The organism is Salinimicrobium xinjiangense DSM 19287 (genome assembly GCF_000423585.1).
GTDB lineage: Bacteria > Bacteroidota > Bacteroidia > Flavobacteriales > Flavobacteriaceae > Salinimicrobium > Salinimicrobium xinjiangense.
Map to the genome: position 1 here is coordinate 68187 of NZ_AUIG01000022.1, position 24639 is coordinate 92825.

Here is a 24639-nt window from a genome sequence, read left to right on the forward strand (position 1 = left end):
ACTCCAGGTTTTTGATCTATATGCAGGGTTTATTGGTGAAAATATTGATTTTTAGGGTAAAAAAATATGATAATTGTCAGATAATGATCTTCTTAAGAATTAAAACACTTCACATATTAGAGAATGTGAGATTGAGTGATCGGCGGATATCTTCTTTATATTATTTTTGGGCAAATAATTATTTCAATGAGCAACTATAGAATTCGGGAGATCGAATTAAAAGATAATTTGCAGGTGAAGCAGGTAGTGCAAAGCGTGCTGGTGGAAATGGGAGTGCCAAAAGTAGGGACGGCCTATGAAGATGAATCTCTAAATGATATGTACAGCGAGTATGATAAGCCGGGGCATGCTTATTTTGTGGTGGAAGAAAATGACAGGATCATAGGTGGCGCCGGGATTGCGCCGCTTGCAAATGGAGATGAGAAAGTCTGTGAACTTCAAAAAATGTATTTTTTGCCCGAAATAAGAGGAAAAGGTGCCGGTGCGGAAATGATGCATAAATGTCTCAATTTCGCTAAAGAGGAAGGTTTTGAAAAGTGTTACCTGGAAACCATGCCGTATATGGAACACGCTCAAAAACTTTACGCCCGCAGTGGATTCACGCCACTGGAAGGACCTTTGGGAGATACCGGTCATTACAATTGTTCGGTTTGGATGATAAAGGATCTTTGATTTTAAAATTCTAATTTTCCTAAGCACCAAATTCCAAATTAATTTGAAGATATGATGATTTGAGAATTTGATGATTCGGGGATTTAGGGGGGGGGGAAAAATCTGCGGAAATCTGCGTGATCTGCGGGAAATTGATTTTGAATTTTGAAGATTTTAAAAATTGAAAATTGTAATTTCTTATTGCGGACATTAACGCAATAAACATCAAAGTTTCCCTTGAGGGGAATTAGGGGTATGAAAATAATAGCCTTTAAAAATCACTTTTTTGAGACCTTAGCAGGAGACTATCCTGCCGAAGAGGTGGGCTCCTTTTTCAATATCCTGACTTCAAAATTACTTGGATTGTCTCGGCTGGATCTCGCTTTGAATCCGCAGCGGGATCTTAGCTCACAGGAGTTGGAGAAGTTCGAGGAAGCTCTTCAAAGGCTCCGGCGGCATGAGCCCATTCAGTATATTACCGGCTCGACAGAGTTCTTCGGATTAAAATTTCATGTAGATAAAAACACCCTGATTCCGCGGCCGGAAACAGAAGAACTGGTGCAGTGGATACTCGATGATTTTAAAGAGACACAGGAGATAAGCGTTCTCGACATTGGTACCGGAAGCGGATGCATAGCTATTAGCCTGGCGAAGCATCTGCCGAAAGCAAAAGTTTCGGCCATCGATATTTCTGAAGAAGCCTTGAAAGTGGCGGAGAAGAATGCCGTTTTAAATAGGGTAAAAGTCAATTTTATTCATGCCGATATTCTTGCTGCCGAAGATTTGCCGGATAGATTTGACGTCATAGTCTCTAATCCGCCATACGTGCGTGAGCTGGAGAAAAGGGACATGCAGCGCAATGTCCTGGAATACGAACCGGAGACCGCGCTTTACGTAAAGGACGAAGATCCCTTACTGTTCTACCGGAAGATTTCTGAACTGGCTTCACATCACCTGAAGGCGGGAGGAAAGTTATATTTTGAGATCAACCAGTACCTTAGAAAAGAAACTGAAGCACTTTTAGCTGAAAAAAATTTCCAAACCCGGCTTAAAAAGGATATTTTCGGAGTTCACCGCATGTTAAAAGGCAGTAAACGATGAGAATTGATTTCCTGAAAATTTTCACTCCCAATCCTGATTCGCAGCTCCGTTTTTACGAAGAGGTTTTAGAGCTTCCGGTAAAGAAGCTTTCAGAAGATGTTTTTAAAGTGGAGATAGGGTATTCAACTCTGGAATTTGTTAAAGATGAGGATGCAAAACCATATCACATTGCATTTCATATTCCGCCGCATCAGGAAAAAGAGGCATTAGTCTGGCTGGAAGAACGGCTGGAGATCCTTCCCGATGCTCATGAAAAGATCATTGACTTTCCGGCCTGGCAGGCCAAATCGCTGTATTTCTACGATCGCGATAATAATATTCTTGAATTCATTTCGAGGAGTCATCTTTTCGAGACTTCTTCCGAAGAATTTTCCGCAGAAAGCATATTGGGAATTAGTGAGATTGGCCTTGCTACATCGAATGTGGAAGAGAACTTCAATTTTCTTAACACGAACTTTGGTCTCACGAAGTTCAGCGGAGACTACGAAAGATTTTGTGCTACGGGAGATGATGAGGGATTATTCATCATCATCGATAAAGATCAAAAAGACTGGATTCCTACCGGAGATAAAGCCTTTGCTGCTCCATTTGAAATAAAAATATCTGTTCAAAATGCCATTTTTGGAGCCTCATATAAGGACGAAAAGCTTAGACTTCTATGAAACCTGAAGAAAAAATAAAGAAGCTGCGGGAAGAATTGCACCGCCATAATTATTTGTATTACGTTCTGGCTAAGCCGGAAATTTCAGATTATGAATTTGACCAGAAGCTTAAGGAGCTTCAGGAGCTGGAGGAAAAACATCCCGAATTCCATGATGAAAATTCGCCCACCCTTAGAGTTGGTGGGGCAGTGACAAAGAATTTCGCCACTGTAGTTCATGAGCACAGAATGTATTCCCTTGATAATTCCTATTCTAAGGAGGACCTGGAGAACTGGGAAAAAAGGATCAGGAAGCAGGTGGATGGAGAAGTCAACTACACATGTGAATTAAAGTTTGACGGGGCCTCGATAAGTCTCACCTATGAAAACGGAGAATTTAAGCAGGCGGTAACCCGGGGGGATGGTTTTAAAGGAGATGATGTCACTAACAATGTGCGTACAATTCGTTCTGTCCCTTTAAAGCTAAAGGGAGATTATCCCGAAAGATTTGAAATTAGAGGCGAGATCGTTTTGCCGTATGAAGGTTTTGCTCATTTAAATGCAGCCAGAGTAGAAGCAGGGGAGGAGCCTTATGCTAATCCGCGGAATACGGCCGCCGGAAGTTTAAAGTTACAAGACAGTGGTGAGGTTGCAAAAAGACCCCTCGACTGTTTGCTTTTTAGCCTGGCAGGAAACCTGCACGGCTTGAAGACACAATATGAAAGTCTTGAAAAAGCCAGGGCATGGGGCTTTAAAGTCCCCGAGGAAGCCAAACTGGCAAAAAGCCTGAAGGAAGTACTGGATTATGTGAATTATTGGGATGTTCACCGTCATGATCTGCCTTATGAAACAGATGGGGTAGTGGTGAAGGTCAATGACCTACACCAGCAGGAGGAGCTGGGATATACAGCGAAGGCTCCACGGTGGGCAATGGCTTATAAATTTAAAGCCGAACAGGTTTCCACCCGACTCAACAAGATCACCTATCAGGTGGGACGTACAGGAGCTATTACTCCGGTAGCGAATCTCAAGCCGGTGCAGCTGGGGGGAACAACTGTTAAAAGAGCCTCTCTTCATAATGCAGACCAGATCGAAAAACTTGATGTTCGGGAAGGGGATGAGGTTTATGTGGAAAAAGGAGGGGAGATCATACCAAAGATAATAGGTGTGGACTTCACGAAGAGGGATCCAAAATCGAATCCAACAGAATATATTACTCAGTGTCCCGAATGTAATACTCCGCTGGTGAGAAATGAAGGGGAAGCTCAGCATTACTGTCCTAACTTTAACGGCTGTCCTCCCCAGATCATTGGACGTATCCAGCATTTTATTTCAAGAAAAGCAATGGATATTGAGGGTCTTGGAGGCGAGACAGTGGCGCTCCTGGTCAACGAAGGCCTGATTGGTAATTATGCCGATCTATATGAACTGAAGAAGGAACAGATCCTGCCATTGGAACGCATGGCAGAAAAATCGGCTGAAAATTTGATCAACGGAATTGAGAATTCAAAGCAGATCCCTTTTGAACGTGTACTTTTTGCTCTCGGGATAAGATACGTAGGGGAAACAGTAGCTAAGAAATTAGCGAAACAGTTTAAAAATGTAGATGCCCTGCAAAAAGCGGGAAAGGAAGAGCTTGAAAATGTTGATGAAATTGGGGAACGAATTGCCGAAAGTGTGGTAGAATTCTTTGAAGACGACGAGAACGTGAGAAATGTCGAGCGATTGAAGGGCTATGGATTGCAACTGGAGATTTCAGCAGAAAAGCTTGCAAGCCAAACAAATAAACTTGAAGGGCAGACCTTTGTGGTTTCTGGAGTTTTTGAGATGTCGCGAAATGATCTTAAAAAGCTCATCGAAAACAACGGCGGAAAAGTTTCTGGTTCAATTTCTTCAAAAACAAGCTATGTGGTAGCCGGGGAGAACATGGGCCCCAGTAAACTGGCAAAAGCAGAAGGTCTGGGTATTCCGATCATCAGTGAGAAGAAATTCCTGCAAATGCTGGAATGATCTTTATATATTTCTTTTTCAAACGGTAAAGGATTTTCAAGAACCTCCGATTTTTGATGTTTAGCGGGAATATTTCTCTATTAGTTGGAGTAAACGTGTTTTGTTTATTGGCTTCGTAATATAATCATTACATCCCGCTTCCAAAGCCTGCTCCTTTTCTCCCGTAAAGGTATAGGCACTTTGAGCAATAATTGGCACTTGTGGATTAAATTTTCTGATTTCTCCCGTAGCTTCGATACCGTTGACCTCAGGCATTTTAATGTCCATAAGGATCAGAGAAATATCGGGGTTATTGCGGGCCAGTTCAATTGCCTGCGCTCCGTTTTTTGCACGGATGATGGTTATATGCGGTAGATTGAGGAGCTGCTGGAGAAAAAGAAAGCTTATGTTGTCATCTTCTCCAATAAGGATTTTGAGATGTTCTGCCTGAAGTTTTTCTGTCAAATATTCCGTTTCTTCAGTTTTCACAGGTAAATCTGCCGGTACGTAGGGAATTGTGAAATGGAAGGTGCTGCCTTCTCCTTCTTTTGATTCCAGCCATAATTCTCCCTTCAGGATTTCCACGTAAGCTTTAACTATGGCAAGGCCTAAGCCGGAACCTTCATGGGCCCGTGTCATATTGAGGTTGGCCTGTACAAACCTGTCAAAAATGGCATTTTGACGATCCTCCGGTATTCCTATCCCGGAATCCTTAATATAGAATTTTACAACGTCATCTACCACTGATGCTCCTATTTCAACGATACCTTTATTCGTGAACTTTAAAGCGTTATTGATTAGATTAGTGAGGATATTATCAAGAATAAATTTATCGGTCAGAATCACAGATTTATCTTCAGGGATTTCACATTTTAAGATGAGATCGAGTCCTTTCTCCCTTGCTTGTGGCAGAAAAAAGTTATAGTAGAAATTAAGTATTTCAGTGAGATCAACTTCAGTATTCCTGATTTCTATCTGCTTTGTATCAATTTTCGAAATTTCAATAATGTTATTAATTGTGGTTAAAAGTCTTTGTCCGCTCTTATTGACAATATCAATATATTTTTCCCTGGATTCAGGATCAAGATCCTGTTTTTTAAGAAGGCTGAGGAAGCCAATAATTCCATTCATGGGAGTCCTTATTTCATGCGACATATTTTGAAGAAAGATCGTTTTTAGACGCTCGTTCTCTTCTGCTTTCTCTTTAGCCAGGGTTAATTGCCGGTTTCTTTGCCACAAGGCTTTGGTAGTGACGTCAACCTGGTATTTTAGGGAAAAGGTAAAAATGAGCACGATTAACAGGATGGTTAAAGCCGCCGCTAATGCCCATAAAAAATAATTAGGTCTCCCCGCCCTCAGCACAGGATCAAACCAGGAATGCAGAATCCTATAATAGCTTGAATGCGGATTATTCTTCATGTCGGCCAGGTTGCGGTCGAACAGGTTCACCAGGTCGGGGTCTACATTCCGGTTAAAAGCAAAGTAAAGATCTGCAGGCCGAAAGATGATACCTGTGGAAGAGATGTCTTTTGTATAATGATTAGAAAAATAAAAGAACCGGGAGGCGACCAGCACATCGATCTCGCCGTTTCGCAGAGCCTTTACAGATTCAGGATAGGCATCGAAGACCTTTAACCGGAAATTTTCGGGGAGAGGGTGCTCGGGATCGTCTAGTAAAAAGGCTTCCTGTACAGATCCTTTCAAAACTCCAATATTCTTTCCTTCAAGATCCTGCACCGAGTGAATTCCGGCTCCTTTAAGGGAGAACGCCTCAAGCCAGGAACTCAATACGGGAACAGCATTAAGAGTGAATAAGGAATCTCTTTCTCTTGAATAGGCGAAATCAGGAAGTATGTCTATTTCACCGTTCGAAAGAGCAGTTTTTAACTGGCTCCAGTTGCCATATACATACTCGACCTTAAGATCTTCATTACCGGCAATTTCTGAAATAATATCAATAAAGATACCAGCGGCCTTACCCTGCTCATCAATCAAAATTTTTGGTGAATTTTCATAAACCCCAATTCTTACCGGCTCTTTTATCTGTGCCCATAAAACAGGTTGTAAAAGTAGGAGGAAGAGGAGGAACAAATATTTTTGATACTTCTTTACTGGCGTCATATACTTCGCGGACAAAACCCGTCATCAACAGGAGATTTCAAAACCCTGGCTGAGTTGGAACGGGGGGAGAAGCAATCTGATGCCTGGTCTTTTCCTGAAGAGCAGTGTTGATTTACAGTAAAGCTAAAAAATATATCATCATAAGTGGAAGAAGGAGCTTGAGGAACCTGTTATTTATGAAAATTTTAAACCACTATAGTGGCACCACTTCCATTCTTTCTTCCGGAAGCATCAAGGAAAAAATCAATTCTTCCCAGATTTACTCCGGCCCATCCCACCTGGTTCACCAGTACATTTTTGCCATCCAAATTCTGGGTAATGGTAGGTTTAGGTAAGAAGGTATGAGTGTGTCCTCCTATGATGAGGTCTATATCTCTTGTAAGGGAAGCTAGTTTCATATCACTGATCTTCTCGTGCCGGTAGTTATAACCTAAATGAGAAAGACAAATGATCAAATCACAGTTTTCTTCATTTTTTAATTTTTCTACAGTTTGCTGTGCTATTTCAACAGGATCAAGATAAATTGTTTCCTTGTACAGATCTTTACTTACCAGCCCCTGAAGTTCTATTCCCAGGCCAAACACCCCTATTCTCACCCCGTCTTTTATAAAGACATGATAAGGCTGCACCTGCCCGTCCATTATTGTATTGCTAAAATTATAATTGGCACTAAGGAATTTAAAATCGGCATGTGGTAACTGTGCGTATAATCCTTCTATTCCATTATCAAAATCGTGATTTCCAATAGTTGCCGCATCATACTTCATTTTGCTCATGAGTTTAAACTCCAGCTCTCCACCATAAAAATTGAAATAGGGTGTGCCCTGAAAAATGTCCCCGGCATCCAGAAGGAGGGTATTAGGATTCTCTTTTCTAATTTCCTGGATCAGGGAATACCTTCTTGCGGCTCCACCCATTCCGGGGTATTGAGCGTGATCTTTTTCGAAGGGTTCTATATGGCTGTGAACATCATTAGTGTGCAGAATCGTGATTCTTTTTACCGCTTTTTCCGTAGTAAAGGAAAGAAGTCCTAAACCACCTGTTCCTGCTATGGCTCCGGCCGCGGCTGTACGTTTTAAGAAAGTGCGTCTTTTCATTGTTTGATCCTTATAAATCTTTGATCCCTTACAGGAGCTATAGTATCGGCTTGTGTGAAATAATCAATTAAGACATTCCTTATTTTATAATCAAGAGAGGTGACATCCAGGGCATTGGAGAAAAAGACCATATTATCTCCTCCCTTTAATAAATAATCATTGGTAGCTACATAATATACTGTATCCATAGCCAATGGCTCTCCCTGGATAAGAACTTTCTGAATGGTATTATCTTCTCCAATTTCAAGGCTAAGTCCGGCGATGGGATGAGCGCTACCGGCATCCACCAGGTAATTGACCATTTCCTGAATGTAAATTCCTTTCATGTGAGCTACTACCACTTCATTTTCGAACGGCATTACCTGATAAGCTGTACGGGTGGTAACGTCTCCTTTACTAATAGCAGACCGAATACCTCCAAAGTTAAGAAGCACAATATCAATGTTCTCGCCGGTTCTTTTCCTGAAAACCGGCGATGCAAGGTCCATTACGGCATCGGCCATCATATTGCCAATGGCTGTATTCAGTTCTCCGTCGTTCTTCGTAAGATCTACCGGAGTATAAGCCAGCACCTTATTCATTTCTCTGTCGATATGCTCCTTATATGGTTTGACAAATTCGCTGATCGAATCATTTGCAGGAATTGCTTCGGAAATTTCAAGCTGTTTACCTTCTATTCTCTGAGGGGAATAATTACTGCTGAATTTGCAGGAGGCCAGAGACAGGAGTAGCAGGAGTGCTAATTTCTTCATAAAGGAGAAAATTGATGAAAAACAAAAATAATAAGTTCTGTCAGGATAATGGTAATAATCTCTTTTTTCTGGATTTTAAAGATTTTTCTTACTTTTTTTTGTCAATTCGTAATCTTACCGGATAAATGTCTTATTTTTCGTGGTTTTAAAGGAAAATCAGGTATAAAAATTTAACAGCTATTAATTGAAGTCAAGTCAAAAAGTACTGCTGGTATTCATATTTCTGGGAGTTCTCTTTATCGTTGGAACTATTTTTTATCTGGAGATATTATATACAGTTTCCAGCCTTTTGCTTATTCCGGTCCTGATTCTCTACTATAGGTATAAAGTTCAAACCTGGTTTCTGCCTATGGTGGTGGTCCTCATGCTTTTTTATATTAGAGACCTGTTGATGCTTGGAGATTTGGGGAATTATATAGAGCCTATCATGTGGATATTTGGAACAGCGATTGTGATTCTTTATATCTTTGCTCTCACTGCTTTTCAGAGGTCCCACATACACCCGGTGGAAATTTTTTCATTAGTTATTATGTATGGCTTTCTGGTATTCCTGTTTTTTACCATCGCCGATCTGGTGCCCCAGGTAGTTCCTTCTTATAAGGTTGCAACCTATATTTATATTTTTTCACTAATCCTTCTGCTCGCAATCACCTTTACGCAATATCTTTTAAAATCACATTACGCTTCTTTATGGTTGATGCTTGCTTCAGCTTCCTTGCTGGTGTCAGAACTTTCCCTGTTCTTCAGGTTGTATATTATTTCAGATATAAGTGTAAATGTTTTCTTTCCGCTATTCCATGTTATCGCATATTACGCCTTAATTGAACACGCGGTGCACAGAAGAAGATCAAATATACTTCCGGGATTTTAATGAGAGGACATTACAATGTGAGGGATGAGGTTGAATTGCTAATACTGAAACAAATTTATATTTTTATTCACAAAATATTTATATTGCGCATAATTTCCCTCATTAAATGAAACAAAAGATTGTTCTTGCCTTCCTGACAATCATTGCAATATTGATCAATATTGCCGGTATCATTTATGAAGATTTCTGGCTGCGCAGGGGAGGAGAGCTGCTGTTCTTTGTGCCTTTGATATTGTATTACCTGAGGAGAATTCCGGTGAAGAATTTTAATTTCCTTATGGTCATTCTTTTGACCCTCGCCGCAATTGTCGTGTCCTGTATAAGGGATTTCGGATATTTTGACCAGCTCAAACTGGGATTCTGGATGGGTAGTTATGTGTTTCTTGCCCGGGAGGCTATAAAACATACAGAATATGAAAGAGGAAGTAAATTTACCACGCTTTATTTTATTTCGATCATTGCAGTTTATGTTTATCTGCTATCCATTCACATTATTGAAATCGAGCCTAATGTAAGCAGTAGTTGGGCCCTTTCCATTTATATAATTTATTATCTCAATATCCTGTTTCTAGCGATTGTGGCATTGATCTATTACCTGAATTCTTTTTCCCGAAAATCTGTATTCTTCATTTGCCTTACGCTCTCCTTTATTTTTTCGGATGTATTGAGGGATATGGAAGTCTTTTACTTTCGGGATATTAGTGTAGAGATCGTAGCAACTCTTATAAAATTTGCTGCTTTAAAGCTTGTGTTTTTATTTTTCGTGACACGTGAAAAGAAACTCCGGCTTTTGCACCTGGTTTAACAATTTCCGCAACTCTGTTCTCTCTCGTATATTTCTATCTCTTGTACATTTTTAATTCCTAATTTTGCCGGGTGAAAATTTCAGACATTAAAATCGCGGTTGCGCGTAAGCATCTTTCAGGTGTAGGCAAAGTTTCCGCAGGGAATGTGCAAAGTTGTAAAATGGCTCTCCTTCTGGATGCCGGAGATGAAGATTCTGTTTCGTCTTTTTTACAGTTTTTTCAGGAACTGGGCCTTCGGGAAGAGGAGGTGAGCATCGTAGTCTGTAAAGAAAAGCCAGGCAAAAATGATATTTTTGAGTATTCATTTATTTCGCTGAAAGATTTTGGATGGAATGGAAAGCTAACAGCATCATCTTCAGCTTTTCTTCAGGCGGAATATGATGTTCTTATTTCTTTTACGGCTTCAGAAAATAAAATGGCAGATTTCCTCGTTTCCGTTACTCGTTCAAGGCTGAAGGTGGGGAGGAAAAAAGAAGATGAAAATGGCATTTTTGATCTGAATATTTCCGCAGATCTTTTAAAACCGGAAGTTTTCATAGCAGAACTTAAAAAATATTTGAAAATTTTAAAAAGACAACCTAATGAATAAATTGATTGGAACCGGTGTAGCTTTGATTACTCCATTTAAAGATGATCTTTCTGTTGATGTGGAGGCTTTAAAGAAACTGGTGAATTTCCAGATTGATAATGGCATCGATTATATGGTAGTACTTGGGACCACAGGTGAAAGTGCGACCCTTAACTCGCAGGAAAAACAGCTGGTGATAGATACCATAGTTTCCGAAAACAATGGACGCATTCCCCTGGTGCTGGGAATTGGCGGTAACTGCACAGCTAAGGTCGTAGAAGAATTGAAGAGTACTGAGCTTTCAGCTTTTGATGCCGTACTTTCGGTTTCACCTTATTACAACAAACCTTCCCAGGAAGGAATCTTTCAGCATTATAAAGCAGTTGCAGCAGCTTCTTCCAAACCTGTAATAATGTACAATGTTCCCGGAAGAACCGGGTCCAATATGCTGCCTGAAACTGTTCAACGCCTTTCCCGTGTAGAGAATATTATCGGGATCAAAGAAGCGGCAGGTGACATAGTGCAGGCCATGAAAATGATCGACCTGGTGGGTGAAGACTTCCTTGTGATCTCGGGAGATGATATGATCACCTTGCCAATGGTACTCGCGGGTGGCCACGGTGTGATCTCAGTTATAGGGCAGGGATTGCCGGCTGAATTTTCACGTATGGTAAAGCTTGGGCTGGAGCGCAAGGTGAACGAAGCTTATCAATTACATTATAAAGTTGCCCCATCTATTGACCTGATTTTTGCTGAAGGAAATCCCGTAGGTATAAAAGCGCTATTGGAAAAGAAGGGGATCGTAAAAAATAACCTGCGTTTGCCATTAGTAAGATCTACTGATGGTCTGTCACAAAAGATCAATGCTTTTGTAGATGCCTTCTAGGTGAAAATGATAATTCAGGCTTTAGTTTCAGGGGAATTCTGCCTGAAACTAAAGTTTTTATAATAAGGCAGAAAAGAGTATTTTTGCCAGATGTTAAAATTCAGAATGAGGAAAGTAATCTTATTATTAAGTGTCATTTTATTGTTTACTTCTTGTGGAGATTATCAGAAGTTGTTGAAGAGTAAAGATACCGGTCTTAAATATTCAACTGCAGAGAATTTGTACAATGAAGCCAAAGAGGAGGATAGTAGAAGGAAGTATCGTAAAGCTTTACGGCTCTTTGAACAACTTGTTCCCGAATACAGAGGAAAGCCTCAGGGGCAAAAACTCATGTTTCTCTTTGCAGATACTTATTATGAGTTGAATGATTACTATCTCGCAGGATACCAGTTCGAAAGATTTGTGGAAACCTATCCTGAAAGTGAGAAAATTGAAGAGGCTGCTTTTAAAGGGGCAAAAAGCTATTATTTTTTATCACCTCCCTATTACCTCGATCAAACCGAGACTCAGCAGGGTATAACCAAATTGCAGGGCTTCATAAACCGTTTCCCGGAAAGTGATAAGATGGAGGAAGCTAATAATCTGATAACTGAGTTGCGAATCAAGCTTGAACGTAAGGCTTATGAAATAGCAAAACAATATCATCACACCGAGAGTTATACTGCTGCAATCACTGCTTTTGATAATTTTATTTCAGAATATCCCGGTTCTCCTTTCAGAGAGAAGGCTTTTTATTACAAATTTGAATCGGCATACCTTTACGCAATTAACAGTTATGCTTATGCTATGCCTGCAAGGTTAGAGGCGGCACGCGACTATTACGAGGATTACAAAAGATATTATCCAGAAGGAGAATTCATTGACCTCGCCGAAGCGGCAATAAAAGATATTGAACAAAAAGAACAACAATTATAATTTTAGACGACGAGAATATGATAGATCTAAAGAAGACAGATGCTCCAATAAACACCACGACTCTTGATAAAAACAAGATCGATTCATCTACGAACAATATTTATGAGGCGATCTCGATCATTTCAAAAAGAGCCACTCAGATCAATTCTGAGATCAAAAAGGAACTTCTTGAGAAGCTGGATGAGTTCGCTACTTATAATGACAGTCTGGATGAAATCTTTGAGAATAAGGAGCAGATCGAAGTTTCTAAATTCTACGAAAAATTACCTAAGCCTCACGCTTTAGCTGTGCAGGAATGGCTGGAAGGAAAGATTTACCACCGCAATACTAAAAGCGAAAGCGAAGAGTAAAATACTATGTCTGTATTAAGCGGCAAAAAAATACTTCTCGGCGTTACCGCGGGTATTGCCGCTTATAAAACAGCATTTTTGGTGCGTCTTTTTATAAAGGCGGGTGCGCAGGTAAAAGTAGTGATGACTCCTGCAGCCAGAGAATTTGTTACTCCTCTCACCCTTTCCACTCTTTCCAAGAATGAGGTGATCTCTTCATTTACAAAAGAAGAGGATCATAAGAACCAATGGAATAATCATGTGGATCTTGGCCTTTGGGCCGATTTGATGCTTGTCGCACCAGCAACTGCCAACACGCTTTCCAAAATGGCAACAGGCAACAGCGATAATTTTCTACTTGCCACTTATCTTTCTGCTAAATGTCCTGTTTACTTTGCACCGGCGATGGACCTGGATATGTACAGGCATCCGTCTACCAAAGAGAGTTTTGAAAAATTAATATCCTTCGGAAATGTAATGATCCCTGCAACTTCAGGAGAGCTTGCCAGCGGACTTTCCGGAGAGGGGAGAATGGCAGAGCCGGAAGACATTCTAAATTTTATCGAAGCTCATCTTGCTGAAAGCCTTCCCTTGCGGAACAAAAGGGTGCTAATTACTGCCGGTCCTACATACGAACCTATTGATCCTGTCCGTTTTATAGGAAACCATTCCAGCGGAAAAATGGGATATGAGCTTGCAGCCGCAGCACATGCTGCCGGAGCACGGGTAATACTTATCTCGGGACCTACACATTTGCCTAATCCGCATAAAGATATTCATTTGATAAGAGTTCAAAGTGCGCGTGAAATGTTTGTGGCAGCAACAAAGTATTTTCCCTCTGTTGATATTGCTATAGCTTCGGCTGCAGTTTCAGATTACAGGCCACGGATCTCTGCTGCTCAAAAGATCAAGAAAACTTCTGAAGTAATGGAGCTGGAACTGGTTAAAAATCCGGATATTCTGGCTACTTTAGGGAGTGGTAAGAAGGATCAGGTGCTGGTAGGTTTTGCACTGGAGACAGAGAATGAGGAGGAGAACGCCGCAAGTAAACTTGAAAGGAAGAATCTTGACTTTATCGTCCTGAACTCCTTAAATGACAAAGGTGCCGGTTTCAAAACGGAAACCAATAAGATCAAGATCCTGTTCAGGAACGGAACTCTTAAGAAATTTGATTTGAAGCCAAAAGAAGAAGTGGCCCGTGATATTCTTAATGAAATAATTGAGTTGATCAATGAATAAGATAGTTGCTTTTATATTCCTTATGTTTTGCGGTACGGCAGTCGCTCAGGAACTCAATTGTGAAGTGGTGATCAATGCAGAACAAACGGGACAGGCCAATGCTACCGTTTTTAAGACACTTCAAAATTCCCTTACCGAATTTATTAACCAGACCCGCTGGACCAACCGCGAATTTCTGCCGCAGGAGCGTATCAACTGCAGCATGTTTATCAACATCACGGGTTATAACGGTAATGACTTTACAGGTACCATACAGGTTCAGTCTTCACGCCCGGTTTTTGGATCCACCATGGTGAGTCCGGTTTTTAATTTTAATGATGAACAACTGGCTTTTTCTTATCAGGAGTATCAGCCGTTTACCTTTAGTCCGAATCAATATGATTCTAACCTGGTTTCTATTGTAAGCTTTTATGTCTATACCATCCTTGGCCTGGATGCAGATACCTTTAGTGAGCAGGGAGGCACAGCACATTATCAAACTGCAAATCAAATTGCAGGAACTGCCCAGCAAGGTTCACATGCAGGCTGGAAAGCAACAGATGGTAACCGAAGCAGGTACCAGCTCAATGCCGACTTATTATCAAACACCTATTCTGCCTACCGGAATACGCTCTACACTTACCATCGCCAGGGTCTTGACGTAATGCATATGTCTCCCGAAGAAGGCAAAAAGGCAGTGGCATCCTCTCTTGTCAATCTGAGAAGAATGCATAGCCGCCGACCGAATTCTCTTTTAGTCAGGACATTTTTTGACGCCAAAGCAGATGAGATCGCACAGATCTTCAGCGGCGGACCCTCCGTGGACATTCGGGAAGTAGTAGACGCCCTGAGTTCCATGGCGCCAACTCATTCCGAGAAGTGGGGGAATATCCGGTATTAAGAGATCAGGGTTCAGTGATCAGTGGTCAGTGGTCAGTGATCAGTGGTCAGTCAAAGAGGCAAGAATCAAGAGACAAGAATCAAGATTTTTTATAAAGTTAAATCTGCGCAAATCTCCGGGATCTGCGGGCAACATTAAAATAGTTGGCAGTGCTTACTGTCAGTTTGCAGTTTGAAAGTAGACATCCAGAACCAAAACGTATACTGTCAGGTCGAGCGCCCGCCTGCCGGCCGGCAGGGAGTCGAGACCTCATTTATTTAATTCGCAGTGCTCAGTTTTTAAAGTCAAATCTGCGTAAATCTCCGTGATCTGCGGGAAAACATTTTGTTTAGTGCTCAGTGTTCAGTAGTCAGGTGCTTTAAAAAAAAATAATCTTGAATCTTGAATTCTGAACCTTGAAACCTTTTTGGCCCTCCTCCGTTAAAAAGCTACTTCGGGTAAAAATTTGGTAATTATTATTTTAGTGCTTCTTTTTTTGTTGCTTAAAAACAGATTCATTTAATTTTGCCAGCTACAAATTGTTCACTACAAATTGTTCACTGCTAATTGTTCATTGCTAATTGATAATTGACATTTCTCAATTGTAAAAAATATTACCTTTAACCCAAATTCAATCGCTCTTGCTCACAAGCTTATCCATAAAAAATTACGCGCTTATTGAAGACATACAAATGGATCTTCAGAGTGGCTTTACCATTATTACGGGAGAAACCGGCGCGGGAAAATCTATTATGTTGGGAGCGCTTTCGCTCTTGTTGGGAAAACGTGCCGACTTTAGTGCGATACGTGATCAGGATAAGAAATGTGTTATTGAAGGTAGCTTCAGTATTGCTTCTTATGAGCTTAAAGCACTGTTTGCAGAAGAAGATCTTGATTATGAATCCCAGACAATCATTAGACGGGAAATTCTGCCTTCGGGAAAAAGTCGGGCATTTGTTAATGATACTCCGGCGAATCTTTCTTCCTTACAGGTGCTGGGAGAGAAGTTACTCGACATTCACAGTCAGCATGAAACTTTGAGCCTTGGTGACAATGATTATCAATTCCTGGTCATCGATTCCCTGGCCAATAATTTTACAAAGCTAAAAGAGTATCAGCTGGGATTACAGCAGCTTAAAAAGCTTCAGAAACAATTACTTGAACTAAAAGAAGAACAGGCTCAGGCGACTAAAGAATACGACTATAACCTCTTTTTGCTTACCGAACTGCAACAGGCAAAGCTTGAAACGGGAATGCAGGAGGAGCTGGAAGAGCGGTATGAAGAGCTAAGCAATGTAGAGCAACTTACCGAACAGCTGGGAAGTGCGATAGATCATATTCAGCAGGAAGAGATCGGAGCTGCAGCTTCTCTACGGGAAGCAAAAAATAATTTGCAAAGAATTTCAGGAATATCAAGTCAATATCACCAGCTGTTTGAACGGCTGCAAAGCGTAAATATTGAACTGGATGATATAGCTACAGAGTTGGAATCGGCTTTAGACAAGGTTGAAGCAAATCCGGCAGAGCTGGAGCAGGTGAATGCAAAGCTTCAGGTGCTATACAACCTACAGAAGAAGCACAACGTAGCCACTGTTGATGAACTAAAGCACATTCAGGAAGAACTGGCGCAGAAAGTTTCGGTTTCAGAAAATGCAGGGGAAGAAATAGCCCGTTCAGAAAAAGCCATTTCAGAAAAGAAGGAAGCGCTTCAGAAAATAGCTTCAGAACTGCACGCCTCCCGAAAAAGTATTATTCCGAAGTTCATTAAAGAAACAGAAACCATTCTTGCCGATCTGGGAATGCCTAATGCCACTTTAAAGATCGAGCTGGAGCAGCAAAAGGAATTTTTTAGTAATGGCCAGGATAAGCTCAACTGGCTCCTGGCAGCAAACAAAGGCGGAAGCTATAACGACATTAAAAAAGCGGCATCAGGCGGAGAATTGTCAAGGATCATGCTGGCAGTGAAAAGTATCCTGGCTACTTACAGCAATCTTCCTACAATAATTTTCGACGAGATAGACACCGGAGTTTCGGGAGACATCGCACAGAAAATGGCGGTGATCCTTCAGAAAATGGGGAGTAATATGCAGGTCATCGCGATCACGCACCTTCCGCAGATCGCAGGAAAAGGGGACAGGCACTTCAAAATCTTTAAAGAAGATGCAGCCCTTAGTACTATCACCAACATCAAAGAATTAAAAGGTGAAGAGAGGGTGGAGGAGCTGGCCATGATGCTGGGTGGTAAAAACATCAGTGATTCTGCCGTGGCTCATGCCAAAGCGCTTCTGAATTAAAAGATGTTTCTTATATTTACCCGCTTAACAAAACAAATACCAACCATGTCATATAATCTACTTAAAGGAAAGAAAGGGATCATTTTTGGAGCCCTGGATGAAAATTCTATCGCCTGGAAAACGGCCTTACGCGTACATGAAGAGGGTGGGCAGTTTGTGCTTACCAATGCGCCTATCGCTATGAGAATGGGGAATATCCAGGATCTTGCCGATAAAACGAATTCTGAGATCATTCCTGCAGATGCTACCAGCATTGAAGACCTGGACAATCTCGTAGATAAAGCCATGGAAATTCTTGGCGGAAAACTTGATTTCGTGCTGCATTCCATCGGGATGTCTGTGAACGTGCGAAAGGGGAAACATTATACCGAGATGAATTACGATTTCACCGCTAAAGGTTGGGATGTGTCGGCGGTTTCTTTCCACAAGACCATGCAGAGTCTTTACAAGAAAGACGCAATGAATGAGTGGGGAAGCATTATGGCGCTTTCTTATATTGCAGCCCAGAAAGTTTTTCCTGATTATAACGATATGGCCGATAATAAGGCATATCTGGAGTCAATTGCCCGCAGTTTCGGGTATTTCTTCGGAAAAGAAAAGAAAGTAAGAGTAAACACCATTTCCCAGTCTCCAACGCCTACCACTGCAGGTACAGGCGTGAAAGGTTTCGACGGCTTCATCGCGTATGCAGATGAAATGTCGCCGCTTGGAAATGCAACCGGAATGGATTGTGCGAATTACATCGTCAGCCTTTTCTCGGATCTTACAAAAAGAGTGACCCTTCAAAATCTCTATAACGACGGCGGATTCTCGAATATGGGAGTAAGTCAGCAGGTTATGGAAGCTTTTATCAAGGGCAAAGGAGAGTAAGCTAGTTCAAATATCGATAGATAAGAGGTCTCAAAAATATCATTTTCGGGGCCTCTTATTTTTTAGGTCTTGCGTGACATTCTTTAATACATTTGTTCTATGGAGCTTTCCTACTCGTTTATCATTCCGGTTTACAATCGCCCTGACGAAATAAGGGAGCTGCTGGAAAGTATGCTGTCGCTGGATTTTTCTGGATCATTTGAGGTAGTGATCGTGGAAGATGGTTCGACAATTACTTCGGAAGCAGTGGTGGAGGAATTCTCTGGAAAGCTGAATATTTCCTATTTCCGGAAAACTAATTCCGGTCCCGGGGATTCGCGGAACTTCGGAATGAGGAAAGCCCGCGGGAACTACTTTTTGATCCTTGATAGTGATGTTATACTGCCACCGCTGTATTTAGCTGAAGTAGATAAAGAACTCCGGAAGCAATTCGTACACTGCTTTGGTGGTCCCGATGCTGCTCATGAAGGTTTCAGCGATCTTCAGAAGGCGATCAATTACACCATGACCTCTTTTCTAACCACCGGCGGAATCCGCGGCGGAAAGAAGATGGTAGGGAAGTTCCAACCGCGGAGTTTCAATATGGGTTTATCAAAAGAAGCTTTTTTGGTCAGTGGTGGCTTTGGGAGCATACACCCGGGTGAAGATCCCGATCTTGCACTAAGGCTTCAAAAAGGGGATTTTGAGACAAGATTATTCCCGGAAGCTTTTGTGTACCATAAACGGCGGATCGACTGGAAAAAATTCTCTCTGCAGGTAAGGAAATTTGGCCTGGTACGGCCAATTTTGAACAGGTGGCACCCGGAGTCGGCTAAGATCACCTTTTGGTTTCCCACACTTTTCATGATTGGATTTATAATAGCCCTGGTTTTTGCCCTTTTTGGATGGTATTGGCTATTGTACGCATACGGGCTGTACTTTTTATTACTGTTTTTTCATTCTCTTTACCTGAACCGGAGCTTAAAAATTGCTTTTCTTTCGGTAGTTGCCGCAATAGTACAATTTTTCGGCTATGGGTTTGGTTTCTGCAAGTCAACCTGCTATCTTAGGTTCATGAACGCCCCGCCGGAAAAATTATTTCCGGAGCTATTTTTTAAAAATGCTCAAAAGACTTAAATCAGGTACAAAGACGAGATTCAAAAAGACAGACTTTAATTCATTTCTGTTTTTTCTGTTTTTTGCCATTGTGATATGGATCTTTGTTCAGTTCTCAAAACAGTATGATGAGATCTTAAGTGTGCCGGTGGAGTATACTAATGTTCCGCCAGATAAGCTTTTGAAGGAAGATAAACCTGAAAGCGTAGAGCTGCGAATGCAGGATAACGGGTTTAATCTTGCCTGGTTCTCATTGTTTCCACCCACCTTGACGCTTGATGTTTCAAAAGCCAATGAAGAGAACGGAAAACTGGTGTATGTTATTGATCAAAACCGTTCGGAAATTCTGAATCAGCTTAGAATTGATTTCGACGACAGTAAATTTCTCCGGGATGCCATAGTGATAGGTTTTGAGCAGAAGCAGGAAAAGAAATTGCCGGTAAAATCCAAAATTGATATTGCTTACGCTCCGGGATATTCTGCTGTTGAAGATCTGCGCATCTCTCCGGATTCCATAAGGGTGAGCGGGCCCGATAACATTCTTGATACACTCAGTGCCTTGTACACCTTTTCCCTTGAACTCACAAAGGTGAAAGAAGATGTTACAGGCTCAGTACCTATAGACACGACAGCACTTCCAAATGTTACTCTTTACCGTAAAAGGGTAAATTACTCTGTAGATGTGGAGAAATTTACAGAAGGCAATGTGCAGGTTCCAATTGAGCTAATCAATGTCCCACCGGAATTAAATGTGGTGATTTTTCCCAAGGAAACGGTTCTTTTCTTCCAGGTGAACCTCAAGGATTTTAATAAAGTAACAGCTTCAGATTTCAGGGTGGTGGCTAATTTTAAAAATGTGAGAGGCAATCAGGATTTTCTCATTCCGGAGGTAGTTCAGAAACCGGAGTTCACTTCAAATATCCGGCTGAATGAAAAACGGATCCAGTTTATAATCAAAAAATGAAAATCTTAGGCCTTACCGGGGGAATTGGCAGTGGAAAAACTACAGTGGCCGGATTTTTCCGGGAGCTGGGTATCCCAGTTTTTATAGCCGATGTTGAAGCGAAGAAGATCATGGAAGAGGATGAGCGTGTAAAAATCCAGATAAAGGATCTTCTTGGAGAGGAAGCTTACCTGGATGATTTTCCCAATCGTAAATATATTGCCGCACAGGTTTTCAATGATAAAGACCAACTTGAACAGTTAAACGCAATTATTCATCCTGCCGTAGGCAGGAAATTTGATTCCTGGAAGGCAGAACAGGAGGCTCCTTATGTTGTCTATGAAGCTGCAATACTATTTGAAAAGGGAGGTTATAAAAAATGCGATTACAATCTCCTGGTAACAGCACCACTTCCCGAAAAATTAAAACGACTTCAGAAGAGAGATAATTCCTCTTCCGAAGAAATTAAAGCGCGAATGAACCACCAGTGGAGCGATGAAAAAAAGGCAAAGCTGGCAGATTTTGTCATTGAAAATTTCCGGCTTAATGAAACCCGTGAAGCTGTACGCCGGCTGCATAAAACCCTTCTTGAGAGCGCGTAAATACTGAGTTTCTTTTGTTAACATTTGGTTAAAGGGCTATTTGGCTAAATGTTAAAATCATACTTTTGAAAATATGAACAAAAAGATATTTTTTCTTTTGGTGGTTCTCATGAGCCTCTCTTTAATAGGAATTATATTTGTTCAGGGATTTTGGATAAAAAACACAGTAGAGAGCAAAGAAGAGCAGTTTTCTTTCAATGCCAAACAGATACTGCGAAGAGTAGCCGCCGAAGTGGAGAACAATGAGCTGGAAACCTACTATTTCGCAATGCAGGCTTTAGTAGATAGTCTCGGGGTAGAGCCCGGTAGTGAGATGATGAATGAAATCTTCCAGGTCGAAAAGGATGATTTCTCAGATGATGTCTACATAAGTTCCAAGGGGATGTTGGAGGATGATTATAAGTTGTCTGCCGCTTTTCTGGATGCTTCGATAGATACCGTTCAGTTTAAGAAATTGATAAACAGAAAAGTATCAACACTGGTGAAAAATGACAGCCTGAACAATAGTGCCCTCACCACCTCAAGCAGGATAAACCGCATCTTTAGGATGAAAGATGTGGAAAAAGAATTTATTCGTTCCACTGTGAATGAATATACCAGTAAAAAACCTATACATGAAAGGGTTTCTACGGCTTACCTGGAAGAATTGATCCAGAATGAATTGCAAAATAGAGGTATGAATACCTCTTTTGAATATGGAGTCTATGGCAATGGCCTGGCCACGAAAGTGCGGTCAGAAAATTTTGAGTTGGATGCCAAAACAACTTATAGAGTGCCTCTTTTTGCATCGGGAAACAATAATTATCAACTTTTCGTGAATTTCACTGAAAAGAAGCAGGTAGTATTGTCCTCAATAACATTAATGGCCGCTTTATCGATTATATTTACATTGATCATTGTGATTGCCTATTCAAGTGCACTTTCTCAGTTAATAAGGCAGAGGCAGATATCGGAGATAAAAACAGATTTTATAAATAACATGACCCATGAGTTCAAAACACCCATAGCTACTATTAACCTGGCTTTAGATGCGATAAAGAACCCAAAGGTGAGTAATGATCCGGAAAAAATTGCCCATTATCATCGTATGATAAGGGATGAAAATAAACGAATGCACGCACAGGTGGAAAATGTTCTGCGAATATCGAGACTTGAAAAGAATGAACTGGACCTGAAGAAGGAGCGGCTGGATTTACATGAATTAATTGAAGAGGCTATAACCCATGTAGAATTGATCGTAGAGGACAGGCAGGGTTACGTACAGACCCATTTTGGAGCATTAAGGTCTTCAATTTTGGCAAACAGTACGCATTTCATCAATGTTGTTGTGAATATTCTGGATAATGCCATAAAATATTCTCCGGAAGATCCTCGTATTGATATCTATACTGAAAATGTAAAGAATTATATTGTTATGAAAATCAGAGATCAGGGAAGCGGAATGAGCAAACCTGTTCAGAAAAAAATATTCGAAAAGTTTTATCGTGAGCATACCGGTGATATCCACAATGTTAAAGGCCACGGCCTGGGACTTGCCTATGCAAAGCGTATCCTTGATGACCATCACGGGCAAATAAGCGTGGAGAGTGAGAAAGGAAAAGGAAGTACATTTATAATTAAACTACCACTAATATCTTAATTTATGGAAACTGAAAATAAGAAGATTTTACTTGTTGAAGATGATCCAAACTTCGGAACGGTACTAAAAGATTACCTGGCGATGAATGACTATGAGGTCACTCATGCGAAGAATGGAATGGAAGGATTTGAAAAGTTCAAGAAAGACGATTTCGATCTTTGCATCCTCGACGTTATGATGCCGTATAAAGACGGCTTTACTCTTGCTAAAGAGATCAGGGAGAAAAATGAAGAGATCCCTATCATCTTTCTAACAGCTAAGGCTATGAAAGAAGATGTCCTTAAAGGATATAAGGTTGGAGCAGATGACTATCTGAACAAACCTTTCGATAGTGAAGTACTGCTTATGAAGATCAAAGCGATCATGCAGCGCAAAGCTACAGATAGTGTGGCCGACAGTAAGCAGTTTGAGTTCCAGATTGGAGATTTCCACCTGAATTCCAAACTTCGCTTCCTTACCTTTAGAGATGAAGAACCATCCAAGCTTTCTCCAAAAGAAAATGAATTGCTGCGTCTTTTGGCGCTGCATGAAAACGATTTGATGCCAAGGGAACTGGCCTTGACCAAGATCTGGAGAGATGATAACTACTTTACATCCCGAAGTATGGATGTATATATTGCCAAGCTGCGTAAGTACCTTAAAAAGGATGAGAACGTAGAGATCCTTAACATTCACGGCGAAGGATTCAGGTTGGTGATTAGAAATAAAGAAGAGGCTCAAAGTTAAGCATACAGTTTTCAGTTTCTAATATCAGGCATTACTGCGGACCTTCCCGCAGTGATGCCCGGTATTTGTATGTTAACAATATCTTTCAGGGCTCTTCGTTTTACTTACTTATATTTGCCGTGTAACCTGCACTAAATGAGGAGATTCTGCCCTACCCGAAAATCTGATTCTTCTGCCGTATTCCTACGGCATTTTTTTAGTTGTGGGGGGAGGGGAAGGCTTAACTACTTTAGCTTCATTTCTCCTTTACTATTCTTATTCCTTTCTTTTAATCTTCAAGGCCAATCCTCGGATCTATCCAACTATGCTTATGTTGAATCGAGAGATATGGAGAGAATCAATGTTCGGTTCACAGACATATTTAATTTTGAAGCCAAAAGTGATCGAATAATTATTGCCGTTGAAGTAAATCCGGATGGAGAAGTATTTGTCTTGACTTTTGGTAATGGAATTAAGAGAGTAGAGGCTGATGGAAATTTGACGGACTTTATAAGTGGAAGCTTCTTTGAATCACCTTTAGACTTTGCTATAGACAGCCAAGGCAAATTTTTCGTTTTGGATAATGCACCTTTAGAAAGAAGAGTGAATGTTTTTTCGGCTACAGGTATCGCTTTACCTTCCGAAAATTTGGGAGATGGCACATATGGCGAGGGAGTAAATCAATTCAGGGGTCCTATAGGTATAGCCTTTGACTCCAGTGATAATTTATATATAGCCGATCATTATACTGGTGAAATTGAAGTTTCGGATCCAAGTAGGATCAAAATTTTTCACAAAGTAAACGGCTCCTATATAAACAATCAATTTTTAGAATTTACTGAAATAGAAGGGGTGCCTCTCAACTTTCCTTACCGATTAGCTGTTAATAATGAAGGATTAATTTTCGTTTCTGATTTAGGATCTACAGGAAAAGGAAGGGTTTTGGTAATAAGTATTGAGAATGGGATTCCGAAGCTTAAAGATCTACTGGAAGGAACAGCTGATTCTTTAGGTTCTCCCGGAGATATTGTAGTAGATGCCGTAGGTTATATTTATATTGCAGATTTTGGAGATCAAATCAACTTAACTAAAATATTAAACGCGACTAATGATCCTTCAGAACTCATTAACTATTTTGATATAATCAAAAATGGGATTAGAAATGAAGTATTCAAGATTCGAGTTTATTCTCCGCAGAGAAAATATCAAGGGTTTTTATTGGAAGAAATAGATCTTCCTCTTGATATGGCTTTGGATAGTTGTGGTGATTTATATGTAAACAATTTTGAACTTTCTGGAACTAAAGGAACTTCCTATTTAGGATATGTCGATATGAACGCATATCTTGATTTTGATCTTGAAATATACCAGCGAATATCTCCCGCAGACATAACTGCCCCCATTGTCTCTTGTGTCGCTCCCTTTGCCGTTACTCTGGATGCAATAGGAAAAGCTTCCATCACTGTTGATGATGTAGACAATGGTTCTTCAGATAACTGTGGAATAGCCAGCAGAACCCTCTCGAAATATGATTTTACTTCAGCAGACATAGGAGTAGTTCCTGTGACCTTAACTGTTACCGATGAAGCAGGCTTAACAGCTACTTGTACAGTTAATGTCACTGTTGAGGCTCCTGCAGAACCAGAGGCGCCTGAAGCTACTTGTAA

The 24639-nt window shown here is 40.8% G+C and carries 23 protein-coding genes; 20 read left to right on the forward strand and 3 right to left on the reverse strand.

Features of this window, described 5'->3' with window-relative positions; translation table 11 throughout:
• Positions 1-186 precede the first annotated feature (186 nt).
• From G564_RS0109365 to ligA, 4 genes are all read left to right on the forward strand, one after another.
• Positions 187-672 (forward strand): GNAT family N-acetyltransferase, encoded by a 486-nt coding sequence (locus tag G564_RS0109365; RefSeq protein WP_029037438.1) that lies wholly within the window; start codon positions 187-189, stop codon positions 670-672.
• 234 nt (positions 673-906) lie between these two features.
• A complete protein-coding gene (gene prmC / locus G564_RS0109375; protein WP_029037439.1) occupies positions 907-1752 on the forward strand; it encodes a peptide chain release factor N(5)-glutamine methyltransferase in 846 nt (281 codons plus the stop codon).
• Positions 1749-2414: a VOC family protein gene (locus G564_RS0109380; protein WP_029037440.1), complete on the forward strand. Its 666-nt coding sequence runs from the start codon at positions 1749-1751 to the stop codon at positions 2412-2414. Before prmC ends, G564_RS0109380 begins: the two co-directional genes overlap by 4 nt.
• On the forward strand, positions 2411-4402 hold the full coding sequence (gene ligA / locus G564_RS0109385; protein WP_029037441.1) for an NAD-dependent DNA ligase LigA: 1992 nt from the start codon (positions 2411-2413) through the stop codon (positions 4400-4402). The genes G564_RS0109380 and ligA overlap by 4 nt, the downstream gene beginning before the upstream one ends.
• Positions 4403-4462: 60 nt before the next feature.
• Here the strand turns inward: ligA and G564_RS19900 are convergent, their stop codons facing one another.
• From G564_RS19900 to G564_RS0109400, 3 genes are all read right to left on the reverse strand, one after another.
• Complete coding sequence (locus G564_RS19900) at positions 4463-6502, reverse strand: ATP-binding protein (RefSeq protein WP_051205381.1); 2040 nt, start codon at positions 6500-6502, stop codon at positions 4463-4465.
• A gap of 185 nt (positions 6503-6687) precedes the next feature.
• Positions 6688-7599, reverse strand: coding sequence for a bifunctional metallophosphatase/5'-nucleotidase (locus tag G564_RS0109395; RefSeq protein WP_029037442.1), 912 nt, complete (start codon positions 7597-7599; stop codon positions 6688-6690).
• On the reverse strand, positions 7596-8351 hold the full coding sequence (locus G564_RS0109400) for a 5'-nucleotidase C-terminal domain-containing protein (protein ID WP_029037443.1): 756 nt from the start codon (positions 8349-8351) through the stop codon (positions 7596-7598). The genes G564_RS0109395 and G564_RS0109400 overlap by 4 nt, the downstream gene beginning before the upstream one ends.
• Before the next feature lie 184 nt (positions 8352-8535).
• Here G564_RS0109400 and G564_RS0109410 point away from each other — a divergent pair, with 184 nt between their 5' ends.
• The 16 genes from G564_RS0109410 to G564_RS18985 all read left to right on the forward strand — a co-directional run.
• On the forward strand, positions 8536-9222 hold the full coding sequence (locus tag G564_RS0109410; protein ID WP_029037444.1) for a hypothetical protein: 687 nt from the start codon (positions 8536-8538) through the stop codon (positions 9220-9222).
• A gap of 106 nt (positions 9223-9328) precedes the next feature.
• Complete coding sequence (locus G564_RS0109420; protein WP_029037445.1) at positions 9329-10027, forward strand: hypothetical protein; 699 nt, start codon at positions 9329-9331, stop codon at positions 10025-10027.
• Between the two features lie 71 nt (positions 10028-10098).
• Positions 10099-10617 (forward strand): DUF6913 domain-containing protein, encoded by a 519-nt coding sequence (locus G564_RS0109425; protein WP_029037446.1) that lies wholly within the window; start codon positions 10099-10101, stop codon positions 10615-10617.
• Complete coding sequence (dapA, locus tag G564_RS0109430) at positions 10610-11482, forward strand: 4-hydroxy-tetrahydrodipicolinate synthase (RefSeq protein WP_029037447.1); 873 nt, start codon at positions 10610-10612, stop codon at positions 11480-11482. The genes G564_RS0109425 and dapA overlap by 8 nt, the downstream gene beginning before the upstream one ends.
• A gap of 105 nt (positions 11483-11587) precedes the next feature.
• Positions 11588-12397: an outer membrane protein assembly factor BamD gene (locus G564_RS0109435; RefSeq protein WP_037373789.1), complete on the forward strand. Its 810-nt coding sequence runs from the start codon at positions 11588-11590 to the stop codon at positions 12395-12397.
• 20 nt (positions 12398-12417) lie between these two features.
• Complete coding sequence (locus G564_RS0109440; protein WP_029037449.1) at positions 12418-12747, forward strand: DNA-directed RNA polymerase subunit omega; 330 nt, start codon at positions 12418-12420, stop codon at positions 12745-12747.
• 6 nt (positions 12748-12753) lie between these two features.
• Positions 12754-13965 carry a bifunctional phosphopantothenoylcysteine decarboxylase/phosphopantothenate--cysteine ligase CoaBC gene (gene coaBC / locus G564_RS0109445; RefSeq protein WP_029037450.1) on the forward strand — a complete coding sequence of 404 codons (1212 nt, stop codon included), beginning with the start codon at positions 12754-12756 and terminating at the stop codon, positions 13963-13965.
• Entirely contained in the window at positions 13958-14845 is an 888-nt protein-coding gene (gene porD, locus G564_RS0109450; protein ID WP_029037451.1) for a type IX secretion system protein PorD, read from the forward strand. Before coaBC ends, porD begins: the two co-directional genes overlap by 8 nt.
• Positions 14846-15465: 620 nt before the next feature.
• A complete protein-coding gene (gene recN / locus G564_RS0109455) occupies positions 15466-17118 on the forward strand; it encodes a DNA repair protein RecN (RefSeq protein ID WP_029037452.1) in 1653 nt (550 codons plus the stop codon).
• Between the two features lie 45 nt (positions 17119-17163).
• Positions 17164-17988, forward strand: a complete 825-nt coding sequence (locus G564_RS0109460; protein WP_029037453.1) for an enoyl-ACP reductase FabI — start codon at positions 17164-17166, stop codon at positions 17986-17988.
• 99 nt (positions 17989-18087) lie between these two features.
• On the forward strand, positions 18088-19104 hold the full coding sequence (locus G564_RS0109465) for a glycosyltransferase (protein WP_029037454.1): 1017 nt from the start codon (positions 18088-18090) through the stop codon (positions 19102-19104).
• Entirely contained in the window at positions 19088-20047 is a 960-nt protein-coding gene (locus tag G564_RS0109470; protein ID WP_029037455.1) for a CdaR family protein, read from the forward strand. Before G564_RS0109465 ends, G564_RS0109470 begins: the two co-directional genes overlap by 17 nt.
• On the forward strand, positions 20044-20628 hold the full coding sequence (gene coaE / locus G564_RS0109475; protein WP_029037456.1) for a dephospho-CoA kinase: 585 nt from the start codon (positions 20044-20046) through the stop codon (positions 20626-20628). The genes G564_RS0109470 and coaE overlap by 4 nt, the downstream gene beginning before the upstream one ends.
• A gap of 73 nt (positions 20629-20701) precedes the next feature.
• Complete coding sequence (locus G564_RS0109480; protein ID WP_029037457.1) at positions 20702-22267, forward strand: sensor histidine kinase; 1566 nt, start codon at positions 20702-20704, stop codon at positions 22265-22267.
• A 3-nt stretch (positions 22268-22270) separates the two neighbouring features.
• The gene (locus tag G564_RS0109485; RefSeq protein ID WP_029037458.1) at positions 22271-22993 is read left to right on the forward strand and encodes a response regulator transcription factor; all 723 of its coding nucleotides are present in this window, start codon (positions 22271-22273) and stop codon (positions 22991-22993) included.
• 327 nt (positions 22994-23320) lie between these two features.
• Positions 23321-24639 (forward strand): hypothetical protein (locus G564_RS18985; RefSeq protein ID WP_037373777.1); only part of this gene is annotated, 1319 nt, incomplete at its 3' end.

Coding starts and splice junctions, on each gene's coding strand:
- G564_RS0109365 (WP_029037438.1), top strand. CDS start 187: ATGAGCAACTATAGAATTCGGGAGATCGAATTAAAAGATAATTTGCAG.
- prmC (WP_029037439.1), top strand. CDS start 907: ATGAAAATAATAGCCTTTAAAAATCACTTTTTTGAGACCTTAGCAGGA.
- G564_RS0109380 (WP_029037440.1), top strand. CDS start 1,749: ATGAGAATTGATTTCCTGAAAATTTTCACTCCCAATCCTGATTCGCAG.
- ligA (WP_029037441.1), top strand. CDS start 2,411: ATGAAACCTGAAGAAAAAATAAAGAAGCTGCGGGAAGAATTGCACCGC.
- G564_RS19900 (WP_051205381.1), bottom strand. CDS start 6,502: ATGACGCCAGTAAAGAAGTATCAAAAATATTTGTTCCTCCTCTTCCTC.
- G564_RS0109395 (WP_029037442.1), bottom strand. CDS start 7,599: ATGAAAAGACGCACTTTCTTAAAACGTACAGCCGCGGCCGGAGCCATA.
- G564_RS0109400 (WP_029037443.1), bottom strand. CDS start 8,351: ATGAAGAAATTAGCACTCCTGCTACTCCTGTCTCTGGCCTCCTGCAAA.
- G564_RS0109420 (WP_029037445.1), top strand. CDS start 9,329: ATGAAACAAAAGATTGTTCTTGCCTTCCTGACAATCATTGCAATATTG.
- dapA (WP_029037447.1), top strand. CDS start 10,610: ATGAATAAATTGATTGGAACCGGTGTAGCTTTGATTACTCCATTTAAA.
- G564_RS0109435 (WP_037373789.1), top strand. CDS start 11,588: ATGAGGAAAGTAATCTTATTATTAAGTGTCATTTTATTGTTTACTTCT.
- coaBC (WP_029037450.1), top strand. CDS start 12,754: ATGTCTGTATTAAGCGGCAAAAAAATACTTCTCGGCGTTACCGCGGGT.
- porD (WP_029037451.1), top strand. CDS start 13,958: ATGAATAAGATAGTTGCTTTTATATTCCTTATGTTTTGCGGTACGGCA.
- G564_RS0109460 (WP_029037453.1), top strand. CDS start 17,164: ATGTCATATAATCTACTTAAAGGAAAGAAAGGGATCATTTTTGGAGCC.
- G564_RS0109465 (WP_029037454.1), top strand. CDS start 18,088: ATGGAGCTTTCCTACTCGTTTATCATTCCGGTTTACAATCGCCCTGAC.
- G564_RS0109470 (WP_029037455.1), top strand. CDS start 19,088: ATGCTCAAAAGACTTAAATCAGGTACAAAGACGAGATTCAAAAAGACA.
- coaE (WP_029037456.1), top strand. CDS start 20,044: ATGAAAATCTTAGGCCTTACCGGGGGAATTGGCAGTGGAAAAACTACA.
- G564_RS0109480 (WP_029037457.1), top strand. CDS start 20,702: ATGAACAAAAAGATATTTTTTCTTTTGGTGGTTCTCATGAGCCTCTCT.
- G564_RS0109485 (WP_029037458.1), top strand. CDS start 22,271: ATGGAAACTGAAAATAAGAAGATTTTACTTGTTGAAGATGATCCAAAC.